This window comes from Roseibium sp. HPY-6 (genome assembly GCF_040530035.1).
GTDB lineage: Bacteria > Pseudomonadota > Alphaproteobacteria > Rhizobiales > Stappiaceae > Roseibium.
Genome location: NZ_JBEWCD010000002.1, coordinates 1,680,791 through 1,699,265, shown reverse-complemented (window position 1 = coordinate 1,699,265; position 18,475 = coordinate 1,680,791). Strand labels below are relative to the sequence as shown.

The window sequence follows — 18,475 nt, the reverse complement described above, 5'->3', positions numbered from 1 at the left end:
ATTACAAAGGCATTTCCTTTTGCACGGGACGCCCGGTCTGTTTGGCAACGGCTTCCAGGATATGAGGTTTCATCAACTCGGCTACTACGCGAACAACCGGAACAACAACGGCATTCCCGAATTGCCGATAAGCTTGAGTATCTGAAACAGGGATAATGAAGTTGCTCTCACCCGGTTTATCAAATCCCATAAGCCGGGAGCATTCTCGTGGCGTGAGGCGTCTTGGGCGATCATCTTTTTGCGCGACAAGAATTTCCGAGCCGTCTTTGTAATATCTGGCGGACAGAGTGCGCGCGACGTCCTCAGGACCGAACAGCGAATAACCAAATCCGTTACCGGCTTTCCGGTGTTTTTCCTTATACCCCTGGAGATAGTCCCAAAGCTTTGGGGTCAGTGTGTATTTGGATTCAACACTGTCATCCAGAATTGTGCCAAGTCCTGGCTGTGCATCTGGTATTTTGAGGTCATCAAAACTGAATTCTTTAGTCTCATCCCGAAACCCGACAATGAATATGCGCTCACGCTTCTGGGGCACCCATGGGTCTGAACTGATAACCTTAGTCTGAACTTGGTAACCCAGCTCTTTTTGCAACACGTGCATGATGGTCGCAAATGTCTTGCCACCGTCATGCCGCTCAAGGTTCTTGACGTTTTCAAGCAGGAATACCGACGGACGATGGTGCTTGATGATTTTGGCCAGATCATAGAACAGCGTGCCTTGTGTATCGCACAAGAAACCATGCGGTCTTCCAAGGGAGTTCTTTTTGGAAACGCCTGCAATCGAGAATGGCTGGCATGGGAACCCTGCCAGCAAGACATCATGGTGCGGGATCAATTCCGGCTCGTCTGCATATGGTCTTATATCACCTGCAAATTCATGATCCTCATCGTCCGGAAAATTGGCTGCGTAGGTTTGACGGGAAAATCGGTCCCACTCTGCTGTGAAAACACACTTTCCGTTCAGTTCTTCAAATGGAATTCTGAGGCCACCTACACCAGCAAACAGGTCGATAAATCGAAAAGCCTTACCGTCTTTTGCAGAACTTTCGCATCGCTTGTGTACATGCTGTTTCAACACATCGATGACAAGAGCTGGCGGTGTAATTGCAGCCTTGCCTTTTGCCTCGTACCGCCTGACAGTCCTGTCAGACTTGCCAACCAGAGCAGCGACTTCCGGAATTGAAAGTCCGGCTTTTTCTCTCAGAGCTCCAAAATCTTCGGCAAAGGATGCTTCTGTCATACTGTAATTTCCGGGTTAAATTTTGACATTGTGTCATTATTTTTCCCAGCGCATCACAGTCAGTCGCGAACATAAAGTGAACAATTTTGCGATTGCGCATTCATCGACGTTCCGGAGTCAACGAAACGATGGCGAACCGAGCCTCCAGCAAGGAATTCAGCGTTAAATCAGATAACCTCAGCTGAGGACAATAAAATGGGGACAAAACTTCTGGTCGGGTATCGAACACGGAACGATGTGAACATCACGACAGGGCAAGGGGATGCAACGGGGGCTATGCCCCCTTGCCGAACGAAGTGAGCACGCAGCGTGGTAGTACCACGCACATCTTGCGTATATTGCGTATATTGAAACGCAACGCTTGCGAGTGACGTGGAACGCATCCTAAACTTTGGGAATCTAATTCAATATATCGAAGAATGTTTACATAAGCATATTAAGCATATAATGAATCTGCAAGCGAGTGGGGCTTGAGTGTGAGGGGATGAGTGGGCTTCGCATCTCACCCTATGTAGAGACGGGCTACTGCGAGATGTGGCTGCACGTTTTCAGTGCATATGGGGCGCATTTCGCACTGCAATTTTTCACTATTCAAAAGTTATGAATTTTGCTCTGATTTCTATGTATCCGAGCATATGAAAAGTGGCGCATGTGCATATTGTTGCGTGCGCTCGTCTATATTGAGCCCATAAATCTATTTGTTCTTTTTAAGTCAAACATCTTACGATTTCGTTCGAGCTTTATTTAAACGCGAGAAGCACTTTGGGTTAGAGGACATAAACTCGTTCAATTTAATTCGAATAACTTCGGACTGCGAACGGTTGATATCTTTAGATGCATGTTGGACCCACACAGCCACATCTTCATCTTAAGTCACGGTGACCCTCTTATTCATCGCTTCCGCCTCTCCACAAATGAATGATTGTTGAAGTGGCAACTGCAAAACCAAGGACTATCCCCATCTGGGAGATCGAGCTTCCACCTATCGACAAAAACCACATAAGTTGGGGTATTGCAGCTTCCGCGACAGTCAAAAGTGTTAGGACGGCACCACCAAGCAGCACGAGTGCATATGAGCCTCCTATTTTAGGACGCCCTTGGTGATAGCTGGATTTGATTAACAGCCGTTTGAGGCTGCATCACATCAAACTTAAGTCTTGCATATCTCCAAGACCAAATCTCCGCGCAACACGAATTCTAATTGTGTTAAATAGTCTTGACGGCTACGACTTCGAACACAACTCTAAGCGCCGCCCGACTGTAGTGATGTTAAATTCCAGTATCGTATTTTTCGGAAATCTCTTTTCCTTTTCCAATTACTCAAATGCCTCAAACAGCAAACAAAGGCTAACCAAATTCGCTGCAACCAAAGGCGTTTATTTGCAGCATATCAATTGCTCTATGAAATCGACAATAAGCTTAGTGTCTTCAGGGTTATTAATTGTTGCAAGAGTGACTGTATCTCTATTCTCGAAAGAAAGTTTTATCTGATATTCAGATCTTGCTTTACCAAAAGCATTTTTGTCTTGATGGATTGATACACCGTTGACTGAGTGGAGCGGATAAACCTCTCTAGTATTGACAACCAGATGCTTCGACACTGTAAGCCCGTGGCCCGAATAGACAATGTCTTTTTCTGGTATTTGGTCTCCGACCAGCTGTTCCCAACCGATAGGCTTATGATCCATCGAATTTCTCCTTTGGATAAAGCATAGCCCTTCGGCGTCATCAATCAAGTTTTGCGCTTTAGTTCCATTAAACCCACTAACAAATTTTGCAGTATGGAAAATCAGCTATAGCCGACACTCTAGAAACCACAGCACGTCACATTGAGCACGATCACTTAACCATTTTTCAAGCCTCCCGTTGCAAAAAAGCTGATTTCTCTATCGCTGACGTCTCTTGGAGTCACTCATGGGGATTAGGATGCTGCAGCTCTGAGCTCAATCAAGTAGGATGGGTCGCAAATACATTCCTACCGTCAGGTATGAAAATCCGATCAACACTTGACTTACTGCCCCAACATGAGACATTTTTAGCGAGAAATAGTTGGCGGGAGGAAGTTGTGACTATTCGATCACAAGTATTTCTAGGCTTTGGATTTATTTTTTTCGGCGTAATTCTCGTTGTATTCTGGACAAATTTTGTCCCTTCTTTGTTTAGCGATGTCGTTGAAAAGAGCCCATCCGAAGTAACAGAATGGATTAAACTCGCTGTTGCGATTGTTAGTTTGATATTAGGAATTGTAAACCTCAGAATTGCACTTACAAAGAAAGAGAAGTCATGAGGAACGACTTTTCGATTTACCTGTCTTTATTACTGTACTTCTGCCTAATTAGCGCTCCGTATTCGCAATCTGTATCGTGCCCTGACAACATCTCACCTAGTGAGCCGCTAAATTGCCTCTACGAGAAGCCTGGATCACAGAAAACTTGGGGGGAACAGTTTTTCGATTTTATCGGCGTAGCTGGCGCTAAACGCAGGCACGCTTTTCTCGTCGGAGTTAGCGATTACAGCGCAGGAGGCGGATGGCTTGAAGATTTGGAAGTAACCCAAGGTGACGTAGCGCGCGTAGCAAACTTCCTCATTCACAGGCACGGATTTGATAGTGTTAGAATCCTCACCGAGGATCATGTGACGTATATGAGTGTACGAACTGTATTCCTCAATGAACTAAGGAATAGAGTCAACGAGGATGACGAGTTTCTTTTTTATTGGTCTGGTCACGGTATAGATGTCCCAGATACAGACGGTTTTTCAACTGGATACTTGCCCGTTTCAATTGCTACTAACGCTAATGATATCAACAACATGGTTGAAATGAGCGAGCTAACCGGGTGGCAAAAGAAGCTAAAGGCGAAAAAGGTTTTGTATCTTCTTGATGCATGCTTTTCAGGGTTGGCGATTTCTACTAAATCCGACGTGCTTAGGCTTAATTCTGATCAAGCGCGAGAAGTAAACTTGAGACAGCTTGCAGGCAAGAGCGCACATATTTTAACTGCGGGCCGGTGGAAAGAAAAAGCTATAGCGAGTGAAAGATGGGGCGGCTCGTTGTTTACTTGGGCTGTATTGCAGGGCCTGAGCGGACGCGCAGACTCTAAGAACCATGATTTCCCAAAGGATGGACTAGTGCACCTGAGTGAGTTGACGTCTTATGTTTCAATTTTGATGGGAAACGAGGCGACTAATGCAGGGTACAATGGAAGTACTACACCTTCATTGGACGACATAGGATCCAATGACGGCGAATTTTATTTCGTGACATCGAACGAAAAATTACAAGTCGCAACGCAGGGCGTGGGAGCGGCAGAAGCTGAATTCCGCTTTGGTGAAGTCATTATCAAGAGCGCTACGAGCTTTAGTGCACCTGAGTCAATTAACCGTGAACAAGCAGAGCGCCTTGAGGCAGTGGCTGTACTTGCAGAGCTTGGTTACAAGGTAGGATATGACAACGATAAACTTTCGATAACAACAAGAGCTAGTGTAATTGCCTTTCAAGATGCTGCCGGGTTACCGAAAACGGGTAATTTGGATACTGAGACGATCACCGCACTTGCATTCGCGTTAGCGGGCTCATTTTCGGAAACGAGAAATAAACGAAGCGCAAGCGTAGATGACGTCATAACTGACTTTGCTGCGCGCGGAGATGCAACACTTCTCGCAAGAGCACTTATTAACGTTTTGCGACAGGAAAAAGATCCAATTCCATTAGAAATGGACGAGCTTGACAAGAACACGCGCCAGGAACTAATCGAGCAATTTGCAAAAAACGCCAAAACACTCGTAGATCAGCTAGGAGGAGACGCGCTCAGGTTTTTTGCTCGTTCGGACCTCCAAATAACATCTGGCATGTTAACTCGCGTCTACGACGACTACGTAAATAGCTATTTGTCAGAAGTAGTGCAAACTTCAGATACGGAAAGACCGGTTGTTTTCCAACCACCGCGGCTAAAGTATATTGATGTCGGACAAGAAGTTAATGAAGAATCAAATACTAATCTATGTAGACACGAAGGAAAAACCGTTAGGTACCTGCGAACTAAAGCTGAAGTGAATCTACTATATCAATCTCTATGGCAATTTGCTCAAGGTGAACGCGGCAGATGGCTAAGTTCCAATTGGGTGTCGTTAGACTTGTCTGAAACAACTCAATACAGTGTTGGTCTTGATGGTGACACTGGTTTAGGCATTGACTATATTGCGAACATAGGCGGCCTAGACCTAGCCTACCCTTGGATTGAGAAATTTATCTTAAGTACTGACGAGCGTTGGAGAAACAGGATTTCTGAGTATTCAGGAGTTATGCTGGATTCGCTAAAGGAATATGAGCGTATTTCCGTAGACAAAAAGAATTCGCTTTCAGATACTGTCGATTACATCGAGAAAGCGATCCAAACAAACGAATTGACTCCGCCGCTGTCCAATAAATGCTTAAAAATACGTTGGGCGGCAGTGAATTTTGAGAATTCGACAGAAGAGATTAATAATAATTTCGTGTCTTTGCATGGTGAACCCTTGGCTTTCTGGGCTCGTAGAGACTTTGGAGGATCTATCCCAGAACTCTCGTCTTTCTTTGCATCAATAGAAGCGCTCGGAAATAAAAATTTCGATTTTGGAGATGCAGAACTTGACTTAATTAAAACGCATTAGGGGAAGCGCTATTTGACGATGACACTCCGGTCAAGCTTCAAGCGCTAGGTGAAGGCAAAGCTATGCGAAGACCGGCAGGAAGCGGTCGGTCCGAACGATGTCTGGGCTATGCGCTGCCCAGGAGGCGAATGCTTGCTTTCGCTGAAAGGGATTTTGTACATGACCAGCTCGCAACCGGTAGGACGATCCGCATTCTGACGGTGATCGACACGTTCTCCCGCTATGTGCCGGCGCTTGATCCGCGCTTCAGCTACCGGGGCGAGGATGTGGTGAGAACCCTGGAAACCGTCTGCGCCCGTATCGGCTATCCGAAGACGATCCGGGTTGATCAGGGCTCCGAGTTCATCTCCCGAGACCTCGATCTATGGGCTTACCAGAAAGGCGTCACGCTTGACCTTTCCCGCCCGGGGAAGCCGACCGACAACGCCTTCATCGAGGCATTCAATGCGCGGTTCAGGGCGGAATGCCAGAACGCGCATTGGTTCCTGAGCCTTGCAGATGCTGCTGAAAAGTTGGAGGATTGGCGCGAGGACTACAACGAACACAGACCTCATGGCGCCATCGGCAACAAGGTGCCGATGGACTTGATGAAATCAGAACACGCAGCCAGCCTGTGTTGCTGATTTGGTCCGGAAAACTCTAGCCCGTCCCGGGGGCACGTTGGGTAGCACTCCAGCAGCAAGGTGCCGGTGGACCTGATGAAATCAGAACACCCAGCCAGCCCGTGTTCCTGATTTGGTCCGGAAAACTCTAGCCCACCCCGAAGGCGCGTTGGGTAGCACCTCACTACACTGCGAGATGACCTGCAAAACACAAGTTTTTGGGTTTCAAGTTATTACGTTGCGAGACAAGCGACGCTGAGACAGTTTGTACTGACCTCGCAGCTAGTTGAAAATACTCGTGTCTGTGGTTTGATTCCGCCCCTGGCGCTAACCGCTCTCACTAACCACTGTTCGATACAGGTCATTTGCAACGCAAAGTGTTCTTTTGCATCTATTATATCTGTCGTTCATGCGTCTTGTAGTATCGATCAAAATGGGTTTAATCCAGACCTCTCACATTTTCTATGACTTCACTTAGCACACCGATTGGAAACACTTAACACGATTACGTTCAGAGCAAAGTGTTGCTTACTCCTTCCTCCCAAAAAAAGTAAAAAAGTGGGACATTCAAATTCTTTGCAATCAATTTCAATTCACACCGGATAATAGACTATTAACACTTTCTAAATTACGGTACTTCTTTATTGAAATATTGCAATTAGTTTCTATTTTATTTTTAAAATATAAGTAAATTTGGGCAAATTTCTAACCTCTTTACGATTTGCCTCTCCGTCAATGTGAGCAGGGTCTTCATAAGCCTTAGTTTGCCTCCAACCCGAAACGCTCAAACGCGCGCTTTAAGGTGATAGGCGCAACGCTGTAGGTCTTGGCCACTTTATCAATGTCACAGCCTTTTTCTGTCACAAGCATGTGGGCGCGGTGGATAAGGCGCTCACTGAGCTTGAAGGGTCGCCCCAAGTGCTGCCCTCGCGCTTTCGCCGCTGCCATCTTTTCCTTTGTGCGGCGGGAGATAACGGCCAGTTCGTATTCGGCGTCAGCCAGTTGATAGGCAAACCATTTGCGGCCTTCGGGTGTTCCAGTGTCAATCTGCTGGTAGATCGAATGAAAGGTAATGCCTTCCTCGTCCAGCCCTTCGAGGAACTTTAACCCCTCAAGTGATGAGCGGAATGCGCGGTCAATCGCGGCAACCACAAACACGTCACCTTGTCTGAGCGCTGCTCTTGCCTTCAAAAGCCCTTCACGTTTCTTTGCCGTGGCCTTGGTGGCATCGTCGTAGTAGATATCCCGCTCTTTGCATCCGGCTCGTCTCAACGCGTCATGATATTGGTAGAGTGTTTGTTCATCGGTCGAGACGCGGGCATAGCCAACCATGCGGCGTTTTGCCGAAAATTGTGATGAGGTCATATGTGATCCCTCCTTGTTTCGACATAAGGGAACCCATCTGCAAGCACCTCTTTTGGTTGTGTCTGAACGATTTGAATCCACAAAAAACGGCAGAATTCTGCCGTTTTTTTATTCCATAATTTACAGGATTTTAGTGTTCTGTATCTCTTCATAACGGTTCCCTTATGATAGCCGGAAACCGGATGGGGATTTCAACGATCTTGTTGATTTTTATGCTATTTTATCCACATGCGACGTATGCTGAAACATTCAAAAGTGCTGAATTCCTGAAATGGAAACGAGAGTCACAAAACTTCTATATCGACGCAAATATCGGTATGGCGGGGCTCATTGCAGCGCAAAATGACAAGAAACATGCCGAATGTTTGGAGGGCTGGTACTGGGACGACAAGGTGAAGTCCATTGACTTTATCCTGAAATCAATGCGCGATTTCCCAGACTATCATCCACGCGGGGTCATTCTAGGCGTCTTGGAAGCGCAGTGCGGTAAATTCGAATACCGGATCAATTAGACGAACCAATCTTGGGAACAGAAACGCTTGCCGTGTTCGTCGCATCGATTGCTTTAACATCCGAACTTGCTGGCTCGGGTGTTATGTCTTGCGGCTTGCGCTCTTCAATCTCACGCTCAATTTCGCCCAGCCTTTTCTTGGATGGTGGGTTGTCCTGATCTTCAAGCTCGTTGCGGAAATCACCTAATGTGACTTGGTAATTGTACCATTCTTCAAGGCGGCTTATCGCAGCATCCATTTTCTGTCTCGCGGCAACATAGTCCGCAAAGATCGGCTCATTGCCTGTAAATTCGATTTGCGACGCGGCAGCTTCATCAAGAACTTCTCCGTCCTCGGTAAAGACCTGTCTCGTTTGTGGATCAAAATACACTCGCCGTCCGTCTGGCAATTCTTTTGCTTTGGATTGAAGTTCCTCAAGTTCGGCAGTTGAAGCGGCAAGAGCTTCCTTGGCGAATTCAATCTGCGTCTCCGCATCCGTTTCCGCATCGCCAAGTGCTTTGCTGGCTGACTGGTAAGCAGCGGCGTATTCAGGATCGAGGAGTAATTCATCGAGCAGCGTTTGAAATCTGCGCCTGGCTTCCTTCTTTTCTTTGCTGCCGCCACGAGCCGAATTCTCTAATGAAAGAAAGCGGTGAGCGCGCCCGATATCTACGTTGGCTATCTTATGGTTGAGGTCGGCAGCGTCCTCTAGTGCCTTTTTCGCTGCAGCTGCGTTCGAGATTTCATTAAACTGGTCGAAATACCGTTCCACCGTACACACCATTCTTCTTGTTTTTCTTGTCGGCATTTTTAGCCGAACAACGCCGTCCATACGCGTTCAAAATCCGCGCACTTATTGGGATTGACGATCTTTTCAGACGAAATTCCATCTGAATCTCAACTGCTTACATTATAACACAAAATCGAAGTTGAATACAAAATCAAGAACCGTCGACGTCTTCTCGCGGCTGTTTTTTGTTTTCTGGTCAGAAAATACAACCGCCGCCATAAATTCGTCACAGCGGCTTTTGTATAATTATATATATAATTATTTTTTCAAAATCTTCCGAAAAATCAGTGCGTTGCACTTCACAACTGCGATGGCGTCGCACGCCTAAAATCCAGCCAGAGAAGGGAAATAGAAGATGAACGGAGAACCGCCCGCGAGTGTCATAAGAGACGGTGATTTGAAAGCCAGCATTTGGGAGAATGAAGGCAGGAACGGCACGTACTTCACAACAACATTTGCCAAAACGTATCGAGACTCGAACGATAAGCCGCGCGATACGAGTGTCTTCAACAACTCCGATTTGCTGCGCGTCTCAGAGCTAGCCCGCCAGGCATACGGCAAAACAAATGAATTACGGCAGGAAATGCTCAACACACAGCGGCAAGACCACTCAATCAAAGACATCACGCAAGAAGCGGCTGAGTGGGAAAAGCAGCACTCAAATTCGCTTTCAAATGTTCACGCTCAAGACAACACAACAGACGTTTGACCTTTACTCATTCGGGTACTGAATCTTCTTGAACAAGATCAAAATAAGAGTTATGTTCTTTTTTTGTTCTTTTTTTGTTCTTGTTTCAGGAAGAGGAGAAACAAATGAATTCAACCTAATTGATTGTAAGGAAAAACCGCGTGGAAAAGGAAGATAAGACTGCTGGCAGCGAATACAAGACACTGACACTAGATGTCGATTACTACCAATCGTTTTTAGACGATGTGGATATCTCAGACGCGCAAAAGCGTGAATTGATTGAAACGCTTTGGAACATTGTGGTTCAATTTGTTGATCTGGGTTTTGGAATACACCCCTTGCAACAGGCAAACCCTACAAAGGGTAGTGAGAGCCAAGAGGCTTTAGCGAAATTCATCAAGGACTTTGCCGATGAAGAATTATCAGCCGAAAAGGAGAGCATTTTAGAAGGAGTAGACGAATGAATTTTTCGAACAAAGATATTGATTTTACAGACACCACCATAACTTACATGTCCGTCCTTTACACACGCGTGTCAGACCGCAGTCAGGTGGATGGAGCTAGTGGTTTGGACTCTCAGGAAACCAGAGGCAGGGAGTATTCCCGTTATCTCGGAATTCCCGTAGCCAAGGTGTTTTCCGATGAAGCTATCTCGGGGAGCATAATGGATAGAGATGGCATCACAGACCTTCTAGCCTTTCTTAAACAATGCCCTGATGGCGTTCGATATGTGGTGATTGTTGATGATATCAGCCGACTTGCCCGAGACGTTCGGATATTTCTAGACCTGCGTGATGCTATCCATGAAACAGGGGCATTGCTTGAATCCCCGACCATGAAGTTTAAACACACCCGAGACGCTGACGGTAACTTCTTCGAGGGTATTCAGGCTCTTGGGGCACAGCACTACCGTGAGAAAGTTGCGGAAACTACGAAACATCGGTCATGGGCAAGGCTCATGAAAGGCTATTGGGTGTTCCACGCGCCCATTGGTTACAAATATATTCGCTCCAAGACCGAGGGCGGTATTCTTGTTAAAGATGAACCCGTGGACTCCATTGTAACGGAAGCACTTGAAGGATACGCAACGGGTCGTTTTTCCAGTCAAGCGGAAGTTCAACGTTTTCTTGAGAGTCAGCCCGATTTCAGACGACGAAAACCGAATGGTAAAGTCCGGCCTCAAGTCGTGTCCGACCTCTTGTCCCAACCACTTTATGCTGGATACCTTGAGTCAAGAATCCGGGACGTGCCCTTTAGGAAAGCGTTGCACGAACCACTAATTTCTTTGGCCACATTTCAGAAAATCAAAAAACGCCGTCAGAGTGCTGCCTATGCGCCTGCACGAAAAGATATCCATGCCGACTTCCCCCTGCGGGGCTTTGTCACTTGTGGTGATTGCGAAAAACCTCTTAGGGGGAGTTGGTCAAAAAGCGGATCAGGCAAGAAATACGGCTATTACGCCTGCCACACAAAAGGTTGCAGCAGCTACGGCAAATCAATCCCGAAGGCCAAAGTCGAAGATGAGTTTGCTGCAATTGTGAAAGACATGCGTCCATCATCTTCACTGTTCATTTTGCTCAAAGAAATGCTAACGACTGCATGGAGCCTTCGAGCTTCACAAGCAGATGAGCTTCGAAAAAGCCTTCGTCACAACGTTCTCGGTTTGGAAAAGCAGATTGATTCTTTGCTAGATCGCTTGGCAGACACTTCCAGCAAGACAGCGGAAAAAGCATTTGAACGGAAAATTGAAAGACTTGAAAAAGAAAGGTTGCTTGCTGCCGACCAGCTTGAGAATTTGGCGCAAACTAAGGTGACCTCAGAGCAAACCATAGAACTGGGCATGCTTTTTTTGTCAAACCCTTGCAAACTCTGGGACTCTGGCGACATCACCCTTCAAAGACTACTGCTGAGAATGGCGTTTTTGGAGCCTTTGCCATACGACAGACAAAACGGGTATAGAACAGCAAAAACCACTTTACCATTCAGTACTTTAGCGGAAATTTCGACCAAAAAGTGTAAAATGGTGCCCAGAGGCGGAATCGAACCACCGACACGCGGATTTTCAATCCGCTGCTCTACCAACTGAGCTATCTGGGCGTGCTGTTCAAACCACGAGGTCGGAGCCCCGTTCGCTGAAAGCCCGGTTCTTATAGAGGCTCACTCAGACCTTGTCCAGCATTCCGGCAAAGTTTTTTGCAATCTGGTGGCACGGCACTTGGGGAAAACTCGAGCCCGCCTCAACGCGCTGATAAACATACGTTTTTAACCAGGATGAGGCTCTTGCAGCGGAAGGCAAATTAGGGCGTGTGCGGCGGAGGGAAATCAGCCCAGTCGTGCCGACTTACCACCCCGGCTTCGATACGGGTACGAGATCCAATGAGACCGCTGCACCAGGCTCAAATCGGGTCCGGGATGGCGGATGACAAGCAGTTGTTTATCGTTTTCTCTCAGGGAGAACTGCTGTTTTTGGATCCACTTTTTTTATGAAAAAAAAAGCGCGCCAATGACCGGCGCGCTTTCATTGTGCTGGAAAAGCCTGGCCCTACTGCTCGGTGATCCTACCGTCTGTGTAAGGTGCGTAAGCCCCTTTTTCGGCAAGGTAATCAGCTACGACCGCTTCCAGGCCCGGCCCGTAGTCATAGGCATTCATGCCGCTGTCGGCAAAGACCTTGTAGCCGTCTCCACCGCCACGCATGTAGTTGTTGGAGACAACGCCGTAGATCTTCTCCGGATCGATGGCGACCCAGGCACCGTCTTCCATGACTTCCACCAGCGTGATGCGGCTACCCGGATCCTTCTTGGGGGTCCAGCTGTATTTCAGTCCGGCGACCTGTGGGAACCGGCCAGCACCTTCCTCAACCTGAGAGACACCGTTTTCCAGTGCCGCGATCACATCCGCACCCTTGAGCTGGAAGGTGGACAAGGTGTTCTGGAAGGGCAGAACCGTCAGCACCTCGCCCATCGTGACTTCGCCGCCATCGATCGAAGACCGCAGCCCACCGCCATTCTGGATTGCGATCTGGACGCCCTGGTCCTTGACGCGGTCAAGCATCGCGTCAGCGACAAGATTGCCCATCTGGCATTCTCCGGCCCGGCACGATGCCCGGTCGCCGTCGATGGCCGCTTCGCTGGAGCCGATTACCTTCGCCTTGAGTTCCTCGATTGGCGCAGCAAGTTCGGCAACACGCGCTGCATAGCCTTCGTCGGGTGTCACGGACGCATCCAGCAGAATAGGCTCGCCTTCGGCTTTCAGTAGGTTGCCGTCGTCATCCCAGGTGACATCGAGTTCGCCCAGAAACTTGCCGTAAGCGTAGGCCTGAACGATCGGGACGTCCTTGCCTTCGGGGTTGGTCACCAGAACCGGATAAGGGCCGGACGCGCCTTCCTGCGTGTTTGACAGGAGCGTGTGGGAGTGGCCGCCGACAATGACATCAATTCCAGAGACAGATGCCGCGATTTCCATGTCGCGTGACAGGCCCATATGGGTAACGGCGATGATCTTGTTGACACCGGCCGCTTCAAGACCGTCAACGGCGCCTTTCAGATAGTCTTCCGCCTGAATGAAACGCACACTGTCGCCGGGCGACGACGTCTCGCTGGTGTCTTCCGCCAAGGCCGACACGATACCAACTTTTTCACCGCCCTTTTCCAAGATCATGATGCCCGGTACCTTGCCCTTCAGTGCAGGGTCGGTACTCACGTCGATATTTCCGGAAATGATCGGGAACTCTGTCTTGCCGATAAAATTCGCAAGCGCTTCAGGGCCATCGTCAAATTCATGATTGCCGACCGCCATGACATCAATGCCGATCCCGTTCAAAAATTCTGCAGCCGCGTCGCCCTTGTAGGTGGTGTAGAAAAGCGAGCCTTGAAACTGGTCCCCGGCATCAACAACGATCACATTTCTGCCTTCCGCCTCAAGCTCGGAGCGGCGCTGGTCGATCATCGTCTTCATGCGCGCAATACCGCCGAAACACTTGCCTTCTGCCTCGTCTTCGGCATCACACGTGGAATCGTACTTGTTGATCGACTCGATACGTGAATGCAGGTCGTTCAAATGCAAAATCGACAATGAATAATCAGCGTAGACGACCGTCGGCAGCGCAACTGTGACAGACACCACCGCAGCGGTCAGAAAACGTTTTCTCATCGGACCCTCGCCCTTGATTCTGGTTTTGATTGAGGGCTGCCGCATCGGCGCATAGCCCTTGCCGTCAACCGGTTTCAGCTGGAAATGCTCCATGCCTTTAGCCCAGGCGGGCAGGCAAGGACGCTTCTCCAGACAGCCAACGGCCCAAAATCTTTGAACAGAAATCCTTCAACCGCAAGTGATATCAGGGAAATAAAGAATAATTAATTTAGCCGGTAAACTTCAGCCAGAACCAGCCTTCTCTAAAGCTGATCGAGCCCTGGTTATGAGAGGTGCAGAACAACCCTCTTCGCGGCCTCTGATTGCAAGCCAGTCCGCTAGTCTTCCGGAAAGTTGCTTTCGTCGATGTCGTCGGTCTCGACGACCGGGATCGTGTAGCCTTCGGAAAACCAGCGATTCAGGTCGATTTTGGCACAACGATCCGAGCAGAACGGATAGTCTTCCCGGGTCGAAAGTTTCGAGCAGATAGGACAGGGCCGCATGCGCCTGCCTGAACTATTTTTGTTCGTATCAGTCATGTCACCTCACGCGTTGATCCGGCTCGCGATGCGCCGTCATCAGGCTGCTGCGGTCGCCCAACCCTGGTGCACCGGGTACCCTGCTGCACTGAGGAGGTTGACCGTCTCGGCAAGCGGAAGCCCGACAACGGAGGGATACGAGCCGACAAGCTTGACGACGAAACTCCCCGCCAGTCCTTGAATCGCGTAGCCGCCCGCCTTCCCGCGCCACTCACCTGAGGCAATATAGTCGTCGACATCCTTACGGGACAGGCGCTTGAAGCGAACCCGTGTCTCGACCAGCTTGGAGCGCACCTTGCCGTTCGCTTCCGCGACCGCGATTCCTGTGAAAACGCGATGCCCCCGTCCGGAGAGCATCGAGAGGCACATTAGCGCCTGCTCGGTTAGCTCGGCCTTGGGCAGAGCCCGGCGCCCGACAGCCACTACGGTGTCCGCAGCCAGAACAAGGCCGCCCTGCATTTCTTGCAGAGCATCAGCCGATTGTCGAACAGCTTCCGCCTTGGTGCGGGCCAGCCGCAGCGCAAGGCTGCGCGGCGTTTCATGCTTTTTGGGCGTCTCGTCGATATCTGCCGGCATAAGATGATCAGGGTCGAGCCCGATCTGCTGCAGCAGTGCGAGACGTCGCGGCGAAGCGGAAGCCAGAATGAGGTGGGGAGCGTCGGTCATGAGGGAAAGAGCCTTGCAGCCGGCATCACCATGGAAGGTACCGCTATTTGAAGCGGTAGGTGATCCGCCCCTTGGTGAGATCATAAGGGGTCATTTCAACGAGAACCTTGTCGCCCGCCAGAACGCGGATACGGTTCTTACGCATACGCCCAGCCGTGTGCGCGATAATTTCGTGATCATTTTCCAGTTTTACGCGGAACGTCGCATTCGGCAACAGTTCTGTTACGACGCCCGGAAACTCCAGAGCTTCTTCTTTGGCCATTTGATATCCTGAATGAAGCGGGCCCTGCCCGCGGGTGCCGGGGAAACTAACGGATAAGCGCGAGAAAGTGAACCTTTCTTTCCATTCCTTACAAAAAAGAAAAGTCAGTCTGCCGCGGTCGGCGTCCAGTCAAAGCGCTTCTTGATGCGCATCAGCAGCAAATCGCGAACGGTGCGGTATTCGTTCAGGATCTGTTCACGGCTGCCAGTGGCAATCGTCGGATCCAGGGTGGGCCAGTATTCCACGTCAACCGCGTCCGTTCGCGTCATCTCCAGCGCCTTGTGGTGCGCTTCCGGCGCCAGCGTCACGATCAGGTCGAACCCGGATTCCTCCAAGTCTTCGAATGTCTTTGGCTGGTGCCTGCTCATGTCTATGCCCATTTCGGACATTACCGCGTCCACGAAGGGATCGATCTTGCCGTGGCGGACACCGGCCGAGCGCACGTAGATGCGTCCGGGAAACAGCTTGTGGGTCAGGGCTTCAGCCATCGGCGAGCGCACGGAGTTCATTCCGCAGGCAAACAGAACCGCAGTCGGACGAAGGCCCGGCCCGGACATACCGGTCAGCCCTTCCAGTGCAAGGCATAAACAAGGGTAAACAGACGCCTGGCCGTCTGCATGTCGACCTCGATCTTCCCTTCCAGGCGTTCCATCAGGATCGTCGACCCTTCATTGTGTACACCACGGCGGCCCATATCGATTGCCTCGATCTGGCTGGGCGTCGCATGGCGTATCGCCTCATAGTAGCTTTCGCAGATGAGATCGTAGTCCTTGACGATCCTGCGCAGCGGCGACAGCGACAGAACATGAGTTACCACTTCCTGATCACTATCGGTCCTGATCCGAAAAACCAGTCTCTTTTCAACAACGGCGAGGTTGAGAACATAGTTCACCGGGGGATGGCCGACCGGCTGAAAACTGTTTTCCTCGATCAGATCGTAGATGGCAACGGCACGGTCATGCTCCACTTCCGGCGTGGAGCGCGCGATAGAGGCTTCATCAAGGACGACGTCCACAAGGCGTCCGCCTGAGGATTGTGCACTAGGGTCCGGTTGCGTTTCGCTCATCTGCGAAAACCTCTTTGAGCCTCTGTTACATGTTCAACCTGATGGAAACAGAGCGCGCGTGCGCCGACAACCCCTCAGATTCACCCAGTGCGATGGCGGCCGGACCGAGCGCCCGCAGATTATCCGCATTGCACTTCAGGATCGAGGTGCGCTTTACGAATTCCAAAACGGACAAACCCGACGAAAACCGAGCCGAGCGTGCGGTCGGCAGAACGTGGTTAGAGCCGCCGACATAGTCTCCGATCGCCTCAGGCGTGTAGTGACCAAGGAATACGGCGCCGGCGTTTCGAACCTTCGTCAAGAGGGCTTCAGGGTCGGCGACGGCCAGTTCAAGGTGCTCCGGTGCGATTCGGTTTGCCAGCGGCATGGCCGCATCCAGATCGTCCACCAGGATGATAGCCCCAAAATCCTGCCAGCTTGCCCTTGCGACATCTTCTCTTGGAAGGGTTTTGAGTTGACTTTCGACGGCGATTTCCACCTGGTCGGCAAGATCCTCACTGTCGGTGATCAACAAGGACTGTGCCGCCGTATCGTGCTCAGCCTGGGCCAGTAGATCGGCGGCAACCCAGTCCGCGTTGTTGTCTCCATCGGCAATGACAAGGACTTCGGAGGGTCCGGCAATCATGTCGATACCGACCGTGCCGAAAACGCGGCGCTTTGCAGCTGCGACATAGGCATTGCCCGGACCGACAATTTTGGCCACCGGCGCAATTGTCTCGGTCCCGTAGGCAAGCGCAGCGACCGCCTGTGCTCCGCCGATCCGGTAGATTTCGGTCACACCAGCGACCTTGGCCGCTGCGAGCACCAAAGGGTTGAGGACGCCGTCCGGGCTCGGAACGACCATGACAATACGCTCAACACCGGCGACCTTGGCCGGCACCACATTCATGAGAACGGAGCTCGGATAGCTCGCAAGTCCACCCGGCACATAAACGCCAACGGCTTCAACCGCGGTCCACAGAGACCCGAGTTCCACACCAATCTCGTCGGTATAGCGGTCGTTTTGAGGCTTCTGACGCCGGTGGTGCGCAGCAATGCGGTCATGGGCGAGCTTCAGAGCCTCCAGAGTATCGGCCGGCACGGAGTTGAGCGCGGTATCAATCTCCGCCTCCGTTACAGACAGCTCCGCCATGCTTGCCGCATCAAGGCGATCAAATCTGGACGTATATTCCAGAACCGCTTCATCGCCCTTCAGGCGCACATTGTCGATGATGTCGCGGACAACCTGGTCAACGTCTTCCGACACTTCCCGCTTGGATGCCAGGAGTTCTTCGAACTGAGCTTCAAACCCTTTGCCGGTGCTGTTCAGGCGCAAAACCACGCGCGTCTCCATCGTGTTCGGTGCGATGCACCTGAAGAATTCTCAAGTCGCTCGTCAGCTGAGATCGTGTTGTGGCAGGTTCGGGGTCGCCCATGCAGCTCCGAGGTCCGCGAGTTGCGCCTCGATGCATTCCACTGTCAGCGCAACACTTGCGCCACCCGCAAAGGCAAGCTGAATTGTCCCGGAGGGTTCCTCGCCCGCCTCGAATGTGACAGCCAGAAGCTCCAGCACCATTCCCTTTGCATTTTGGCGAATGCCCTGTGCCTTCATGTTCAACACCCGGCCAATAGCAAGTGCGGACCTGCGGCGCTCATGCTCTTTGGTGCGTTTGTCCGCCTCCTTGTCCCAGACGAAGCGGTTGACCACGAACACTGCCTTTTGCTCTTTCGGCAAGTATCGAATGTCGGCGACCGTCATCACGGCATCTTGAAGATGTGCAGACAATACCTGGAGATCTTCCTGGTCAAGGGCGGCAAGTTTCAGCTGATCCATAGCGGTCAAATTCTGATCCGTGTTTTCATTTTCTGACAGGCAGCAGGGAACGGGGCCTTTAGGGGCCTCGAGAATGTTGACCTAATGCGGATTGAACCAATTTGCAACGCGCGAATGGAAACAGCCGCCCTCGCGGGCGGCTGTGGGGCTGTAAGCGGTTTCTTGCTTGCAAGC

Annotated in this window: 16 protein-coding genes, 1 tRNA gene and 2 pseudogenes; 6 read left to right on the top strand and 13 right to left on the bottom strand. The window is 50.4% G+C overall.

Going from position 1 to position 18,475, the window contains the following annotated elements; translation table 11 throughout:
* Position 1: 1 nt before the first annotated feature.
* Complete coding sequence (gene dcm, locus ABVF61_RS19110) at positions 2 to 1,078, bottom strand: DNA (cytosine-5-)-methyltransferase (protein ID WP_353995117.1); 1,077 nt, start codon at positions 1,076 to 1,078, stop codon at positions 2 to 4.
* A 1,538-nt stretch (positions 1,079 to 2,616) separates the two neighbouring features.
* Positions 2,617 to 2,928, bottom strand: coding sequence for a hypothetical protein (locus ABVF61_RS19105; protein ID WP_353995116.1), 312 nt, complete (start codon positions 2,926 to 2,928; stop codon positions 2,617 to 2,619).
* A gap of 595 nt (positions 2,929 to 3,523) precedes the next feature.
* Here ABVF61_RS19105 and ABVF61_RS32130 point away from each other — a divergent pair.
* Both ABVF61_RS32130 and ABVF61_RS19095 read left to right on the top strand, forming a co-directional pair.
* Entirely contained in the window at positions 3,524 to 5,890 is a 2,367-nt protein-coding gene (locus ABVF61_RS32130) for a caspase family protein (protein ID WP_502949981.1), read from the top strand.
* A 48-nt stretch (positions 5,891 to 5,938) separates the two neighbouring features.
* Positions 5,939 to 6,513 (top strand): annotated as a pseudogene (locus ABVF61_RS19095) (integrase core domain-containing protein); the annotation flags it as partial.
* Positions 6,514 to 7,251: 738 nt separating this feature from the next.
* Here ABVF61_RS19095 and ABVF61_RS19090 read toward each other — a convergent pair.
* A complete protein-coding gene (locus ABVF61_RS19090) occupies positions 7,252 to 7,824 on the bottom strand; it encodes a recombinase family protein (RefSeq protein WP_353995115.1) in 573 nt (190 codons plus the stop codon).
* A gap of 215 nt (positions 7,825 to 8,039) precedes the next feature.
* Between ABVF61_RS19090 and ABVF61_RS19085 the strand changes: the two genes are divergently transcribed.
* Positions 8,040 to 8,369 carry a hypothetical protein gene (locus tag ABVF61_RS19085; protein ID WP_353995114.1) on the top strand — a complete coding sequence of 110 codons (330 nt, stop codon included), beginning with the start codon at positions 8,040 to 8,042 and terminating at the stop codon, positions 8,367 to 8,369.
* Here the strand turns inward: ABVF61_RS19085 and ABVF61_RS19080 are convergent.
* Positions 8,362 to 9,180 (bottom strand): hypothetical protein, encoded by an 819-nt coding sequence (locus ABVF61_RS19080; protein ID WP_353995113.1) that lies wholly within the window; start codon positions 9,178 to 9,180, stop codon positions 8,362 to 8,364. The genes ABVF61_RS19085 and ABVF61_RS19080 overlap by 8 nt on opposite strands.
* A 313-nt stretch (positions 9,181 to 9,493) precedes the next feature.
* On the opposite strand from ABVF61_RS19080, the gene ABVF61_RS19075 reads away from it, so the two are divergent.
* From ABVF61_RS19075 to ABVF61_RS19065, 3 genes and pseudogenes are all read left to right on the top strand, one after another.
* The gene (locus ABVF61_RS19075; protein ID WP_353995112.1) at positions 9,494 to 9,847 is read left to right on the top strand and encodes a hypothetical protein; all 354 of its coding nucleotides are present in this window, start codon (positions 9,494 to 9,496) and stop codon (positions 9,845 to 9,847) included.
* Between the two features lie 140 nt (positions 9,848 to 9,987).
* Complete coding sequence (locus ABVF61_RS19070) at positions 9,988 to 10,290, top strand: hypothetical protein (protein WP_353995111.1); 303 nt, start codon at positions 9,988 to 9,990, stop codon at positions 10,288 to 10,290.
* Positions 10,287 to 11,345 (top strand): annotated as a pseudogene (locus ABVF61_RS19065) (recombinase family protein); the annotation flags it as partial. The gene ABVF61_RS19070 and the pseudogene ABVF61_RS19065, both read left to right, overlap by 4 nt.
* Before the next feature lie 502 nt (positions 11,346 to 11,847).
* Here ABVF61_RS19065 and ABVF61_RS19060 read toward each other — a convergent pair.
* From ABVF61_RS19060 to ABVF61_RS19020, 9 genes are all read right to left on the bottom strand, one after another.
* A tRNA-Phe gene (locus tag ABVF61_RS19060) sits at positions 11,848 to 11,923 on the bottom strand.
* 445 nt (positions 11,924 to 12,368) lie between these two features.
* The gene (locus ABVF61_RS19055; RefSeq protein WP_353996460.1) at positions 12,369 to 13,976 is read right to left on the bottom strand and encodes a bifunctional metallophosphatase/5'-nucleotidase; all 1,608 of its coding nucleotides are present in this window, start codon (positions 13,974 to 13,976) and stop codon (positions 12,369 to 12,371) included.
* 317 nt (positions 13,977 to 14,293) lie between these two features.
* Positions 14,294 to 14,494, bottom strand: coding sequence for a DNA gyrase inhibitor YacG (gene yacG, locus ABVF61_RS19050; protein ID WP_353995110.1), 201 nt, complete (start codon positions 14,492 to 14,494; stop codon positions 14,294 to 14,296).
* 39 nt (positions 14,495 to 14,533) lie between these two features.
* The gene (locus tag ABVF61_RS19045) at positions 14,534 to 15,160 is read right to left on the bottom strand and encodes a Maf-like protein (RefSeq protein ID WP_299479277.1); all 627 of its coding nucleotides are present in this window, start codon (positions 15,158 to 15,160) and stop codon (positions 14,534 to 14,536) included.
* 43 nt (positions 15,161 to 15,203) lie between these two features.
* Entirely contained in the window at positions 15,204 to 15,422 is a 219-nt protein-coding gene (infA, locus tag ABVF61_RS19040; RefSeq protein ID WP_006939340.1) for a translation initiation factor IF-1, read from the bottom strand.
* A 104-nt stretch (positions 15,423 to 15,526) separates the two neighbouring features.
* The gene (locus ABVF61_RS19035) at positions 15,527 to 15,979 is read right to left on the bottom strand and encodes an arsenate-mycothiol transferase ArsC (RefSeq protein WP_353995109.1); all 453 of its coding nucleotides are present in this window, start codon (positions 15,977 to 15,979) and stop codon (positions 15,527 to 15,529) included.
* A gap of 5 nt (positions 15,980 to 15,984) precedes the next feature.
* Positions 15,985 to 16,488, bottom strand: a complete 504-nt coding sequence (locus tag ABVF61_RS19030; protein WP_353995108.1) for a UPF0262 family protein — start codon at positions 16,486 to 16,488, stop codon at positions 15,985 to 15,987.
* Between the two features lie 25 nt (positions 16,489 to 16,513).
* On the bottom strand, positions 16,514 to 17,809 hold the full coding sequence (hisD, locus tag ABVF61_RS19025) for a histidinol dehydrogenase (protein ID WP_502949980.1): 1,296 nt from the start codon (positions 17,807 to 17,809) through the stop codon (positions 16,514 to 16,516).
* 54 nt (positions 17,810 to 17,863) lie between these two features.
* Entirely contained in the window at positions 17,864 to 18,301 is a 438-nt protein-coding gene (locus ABVF61_RS19020; RefSeq protein ID WP_353995106.1) for a DUF2948 family protein, read from the bottom strand.
* Positions 18,302 to 18,475 lie beyond the last annotated feature (174 nt).

Bases quoted from the DNA above. Each gene is read 5' to 3' on its own strand.
- ABVF61_RS19105 (WP_353995116.1), bottom strand. From the start codon at position 2,928: ATGGATCATAAGCCTATCGGTTGGGAACAGCTGGTCGGAGACCAAATA.
- ABVF61_RS32130 (WP_502949981.1), top strand. From the start codon at position 3,524: ATGAGGAACGACTTTTCGATTTACCTGTCTTTATTACTGTACTTCTGC.
- ABVF61_RS19090 (WP_353995115.1), bottom strand. From the start codon at position 7,824: ATGGTTGGCTATGCCCGCGTCTCGACCGATGAACAAACACTCTACCAA.
- ABVF61_RS19085 (WP_353995114.1), top strand. From the start codon at position 8,040: ATGGGGATTTCAACGATCTTGTTGATTTTTATGCTATTTTATCCACAT.
- ABVF61_RS19080 (WP_353995113.1), bottom strand. From the start codon at position 9,180: ATGGACGGCGTTGTTCGGCTAAAAATGCCGACAAGAAAAACAAGAAGA.
- ABVF61_RS19075 (WP_353995112.1), top strand. From the start codon at position 9,494: ATGAACGGAGAACCGCCCGCGAGTGTCATAAGAGACGGTGATTTGAAA.
- ABVF61_RS19055 (WP_353996460.1), bottom strand. From the start codon at position 13,976: ATGAGAAAACGTTTTCTGACCGCTGCGGTGGTGTCTGTCACAGTTGCG.
- yacG (WP_353995110.1), bottom strand. From the start codon at position 14,494: ATGACTGATACGAACAAAAATAGTTCAGGCAGGCGCATGCGGCCCTGT.
- ABVF61_RS19045 (WP_299479277.1), bottom strand. From the start codon at position 15,160: ATGACCGACGCTCCCCACCTCATTCTGGCTTCCGCTTCGCCGCGACGT.
- infA (WP_006939340.1), bottom strand. From the start codon at position 15,422: ATGGCCAAAGAAGAAGCTCTGGAGTTTCCGGGCGTCGTAACAGAACTG.
- ABVF61_RS19035 (WP_353995109.1), bottom strand. From the start codon at position 15,979: ATGTCCGGGCCGGGCCTTCGTCCGACTGCGGTTCTGTTTGCCTGCGGA.
- ABVF61_RS19030 (WP_353995108.1), bottom strand. From the start codon at position 16,488: ATGAGCGAAACGCAACCGGACCCTAGTGCACAATCCTCAGGCGGACGC.
- ABVF61_RS19020 (WP_353995106.1), bottom strand. From the start codon at position 18,301: ATGGATCAGCTGAAACTTGCCGCCCTTGACCAGGAAGATCTCCAGGTA.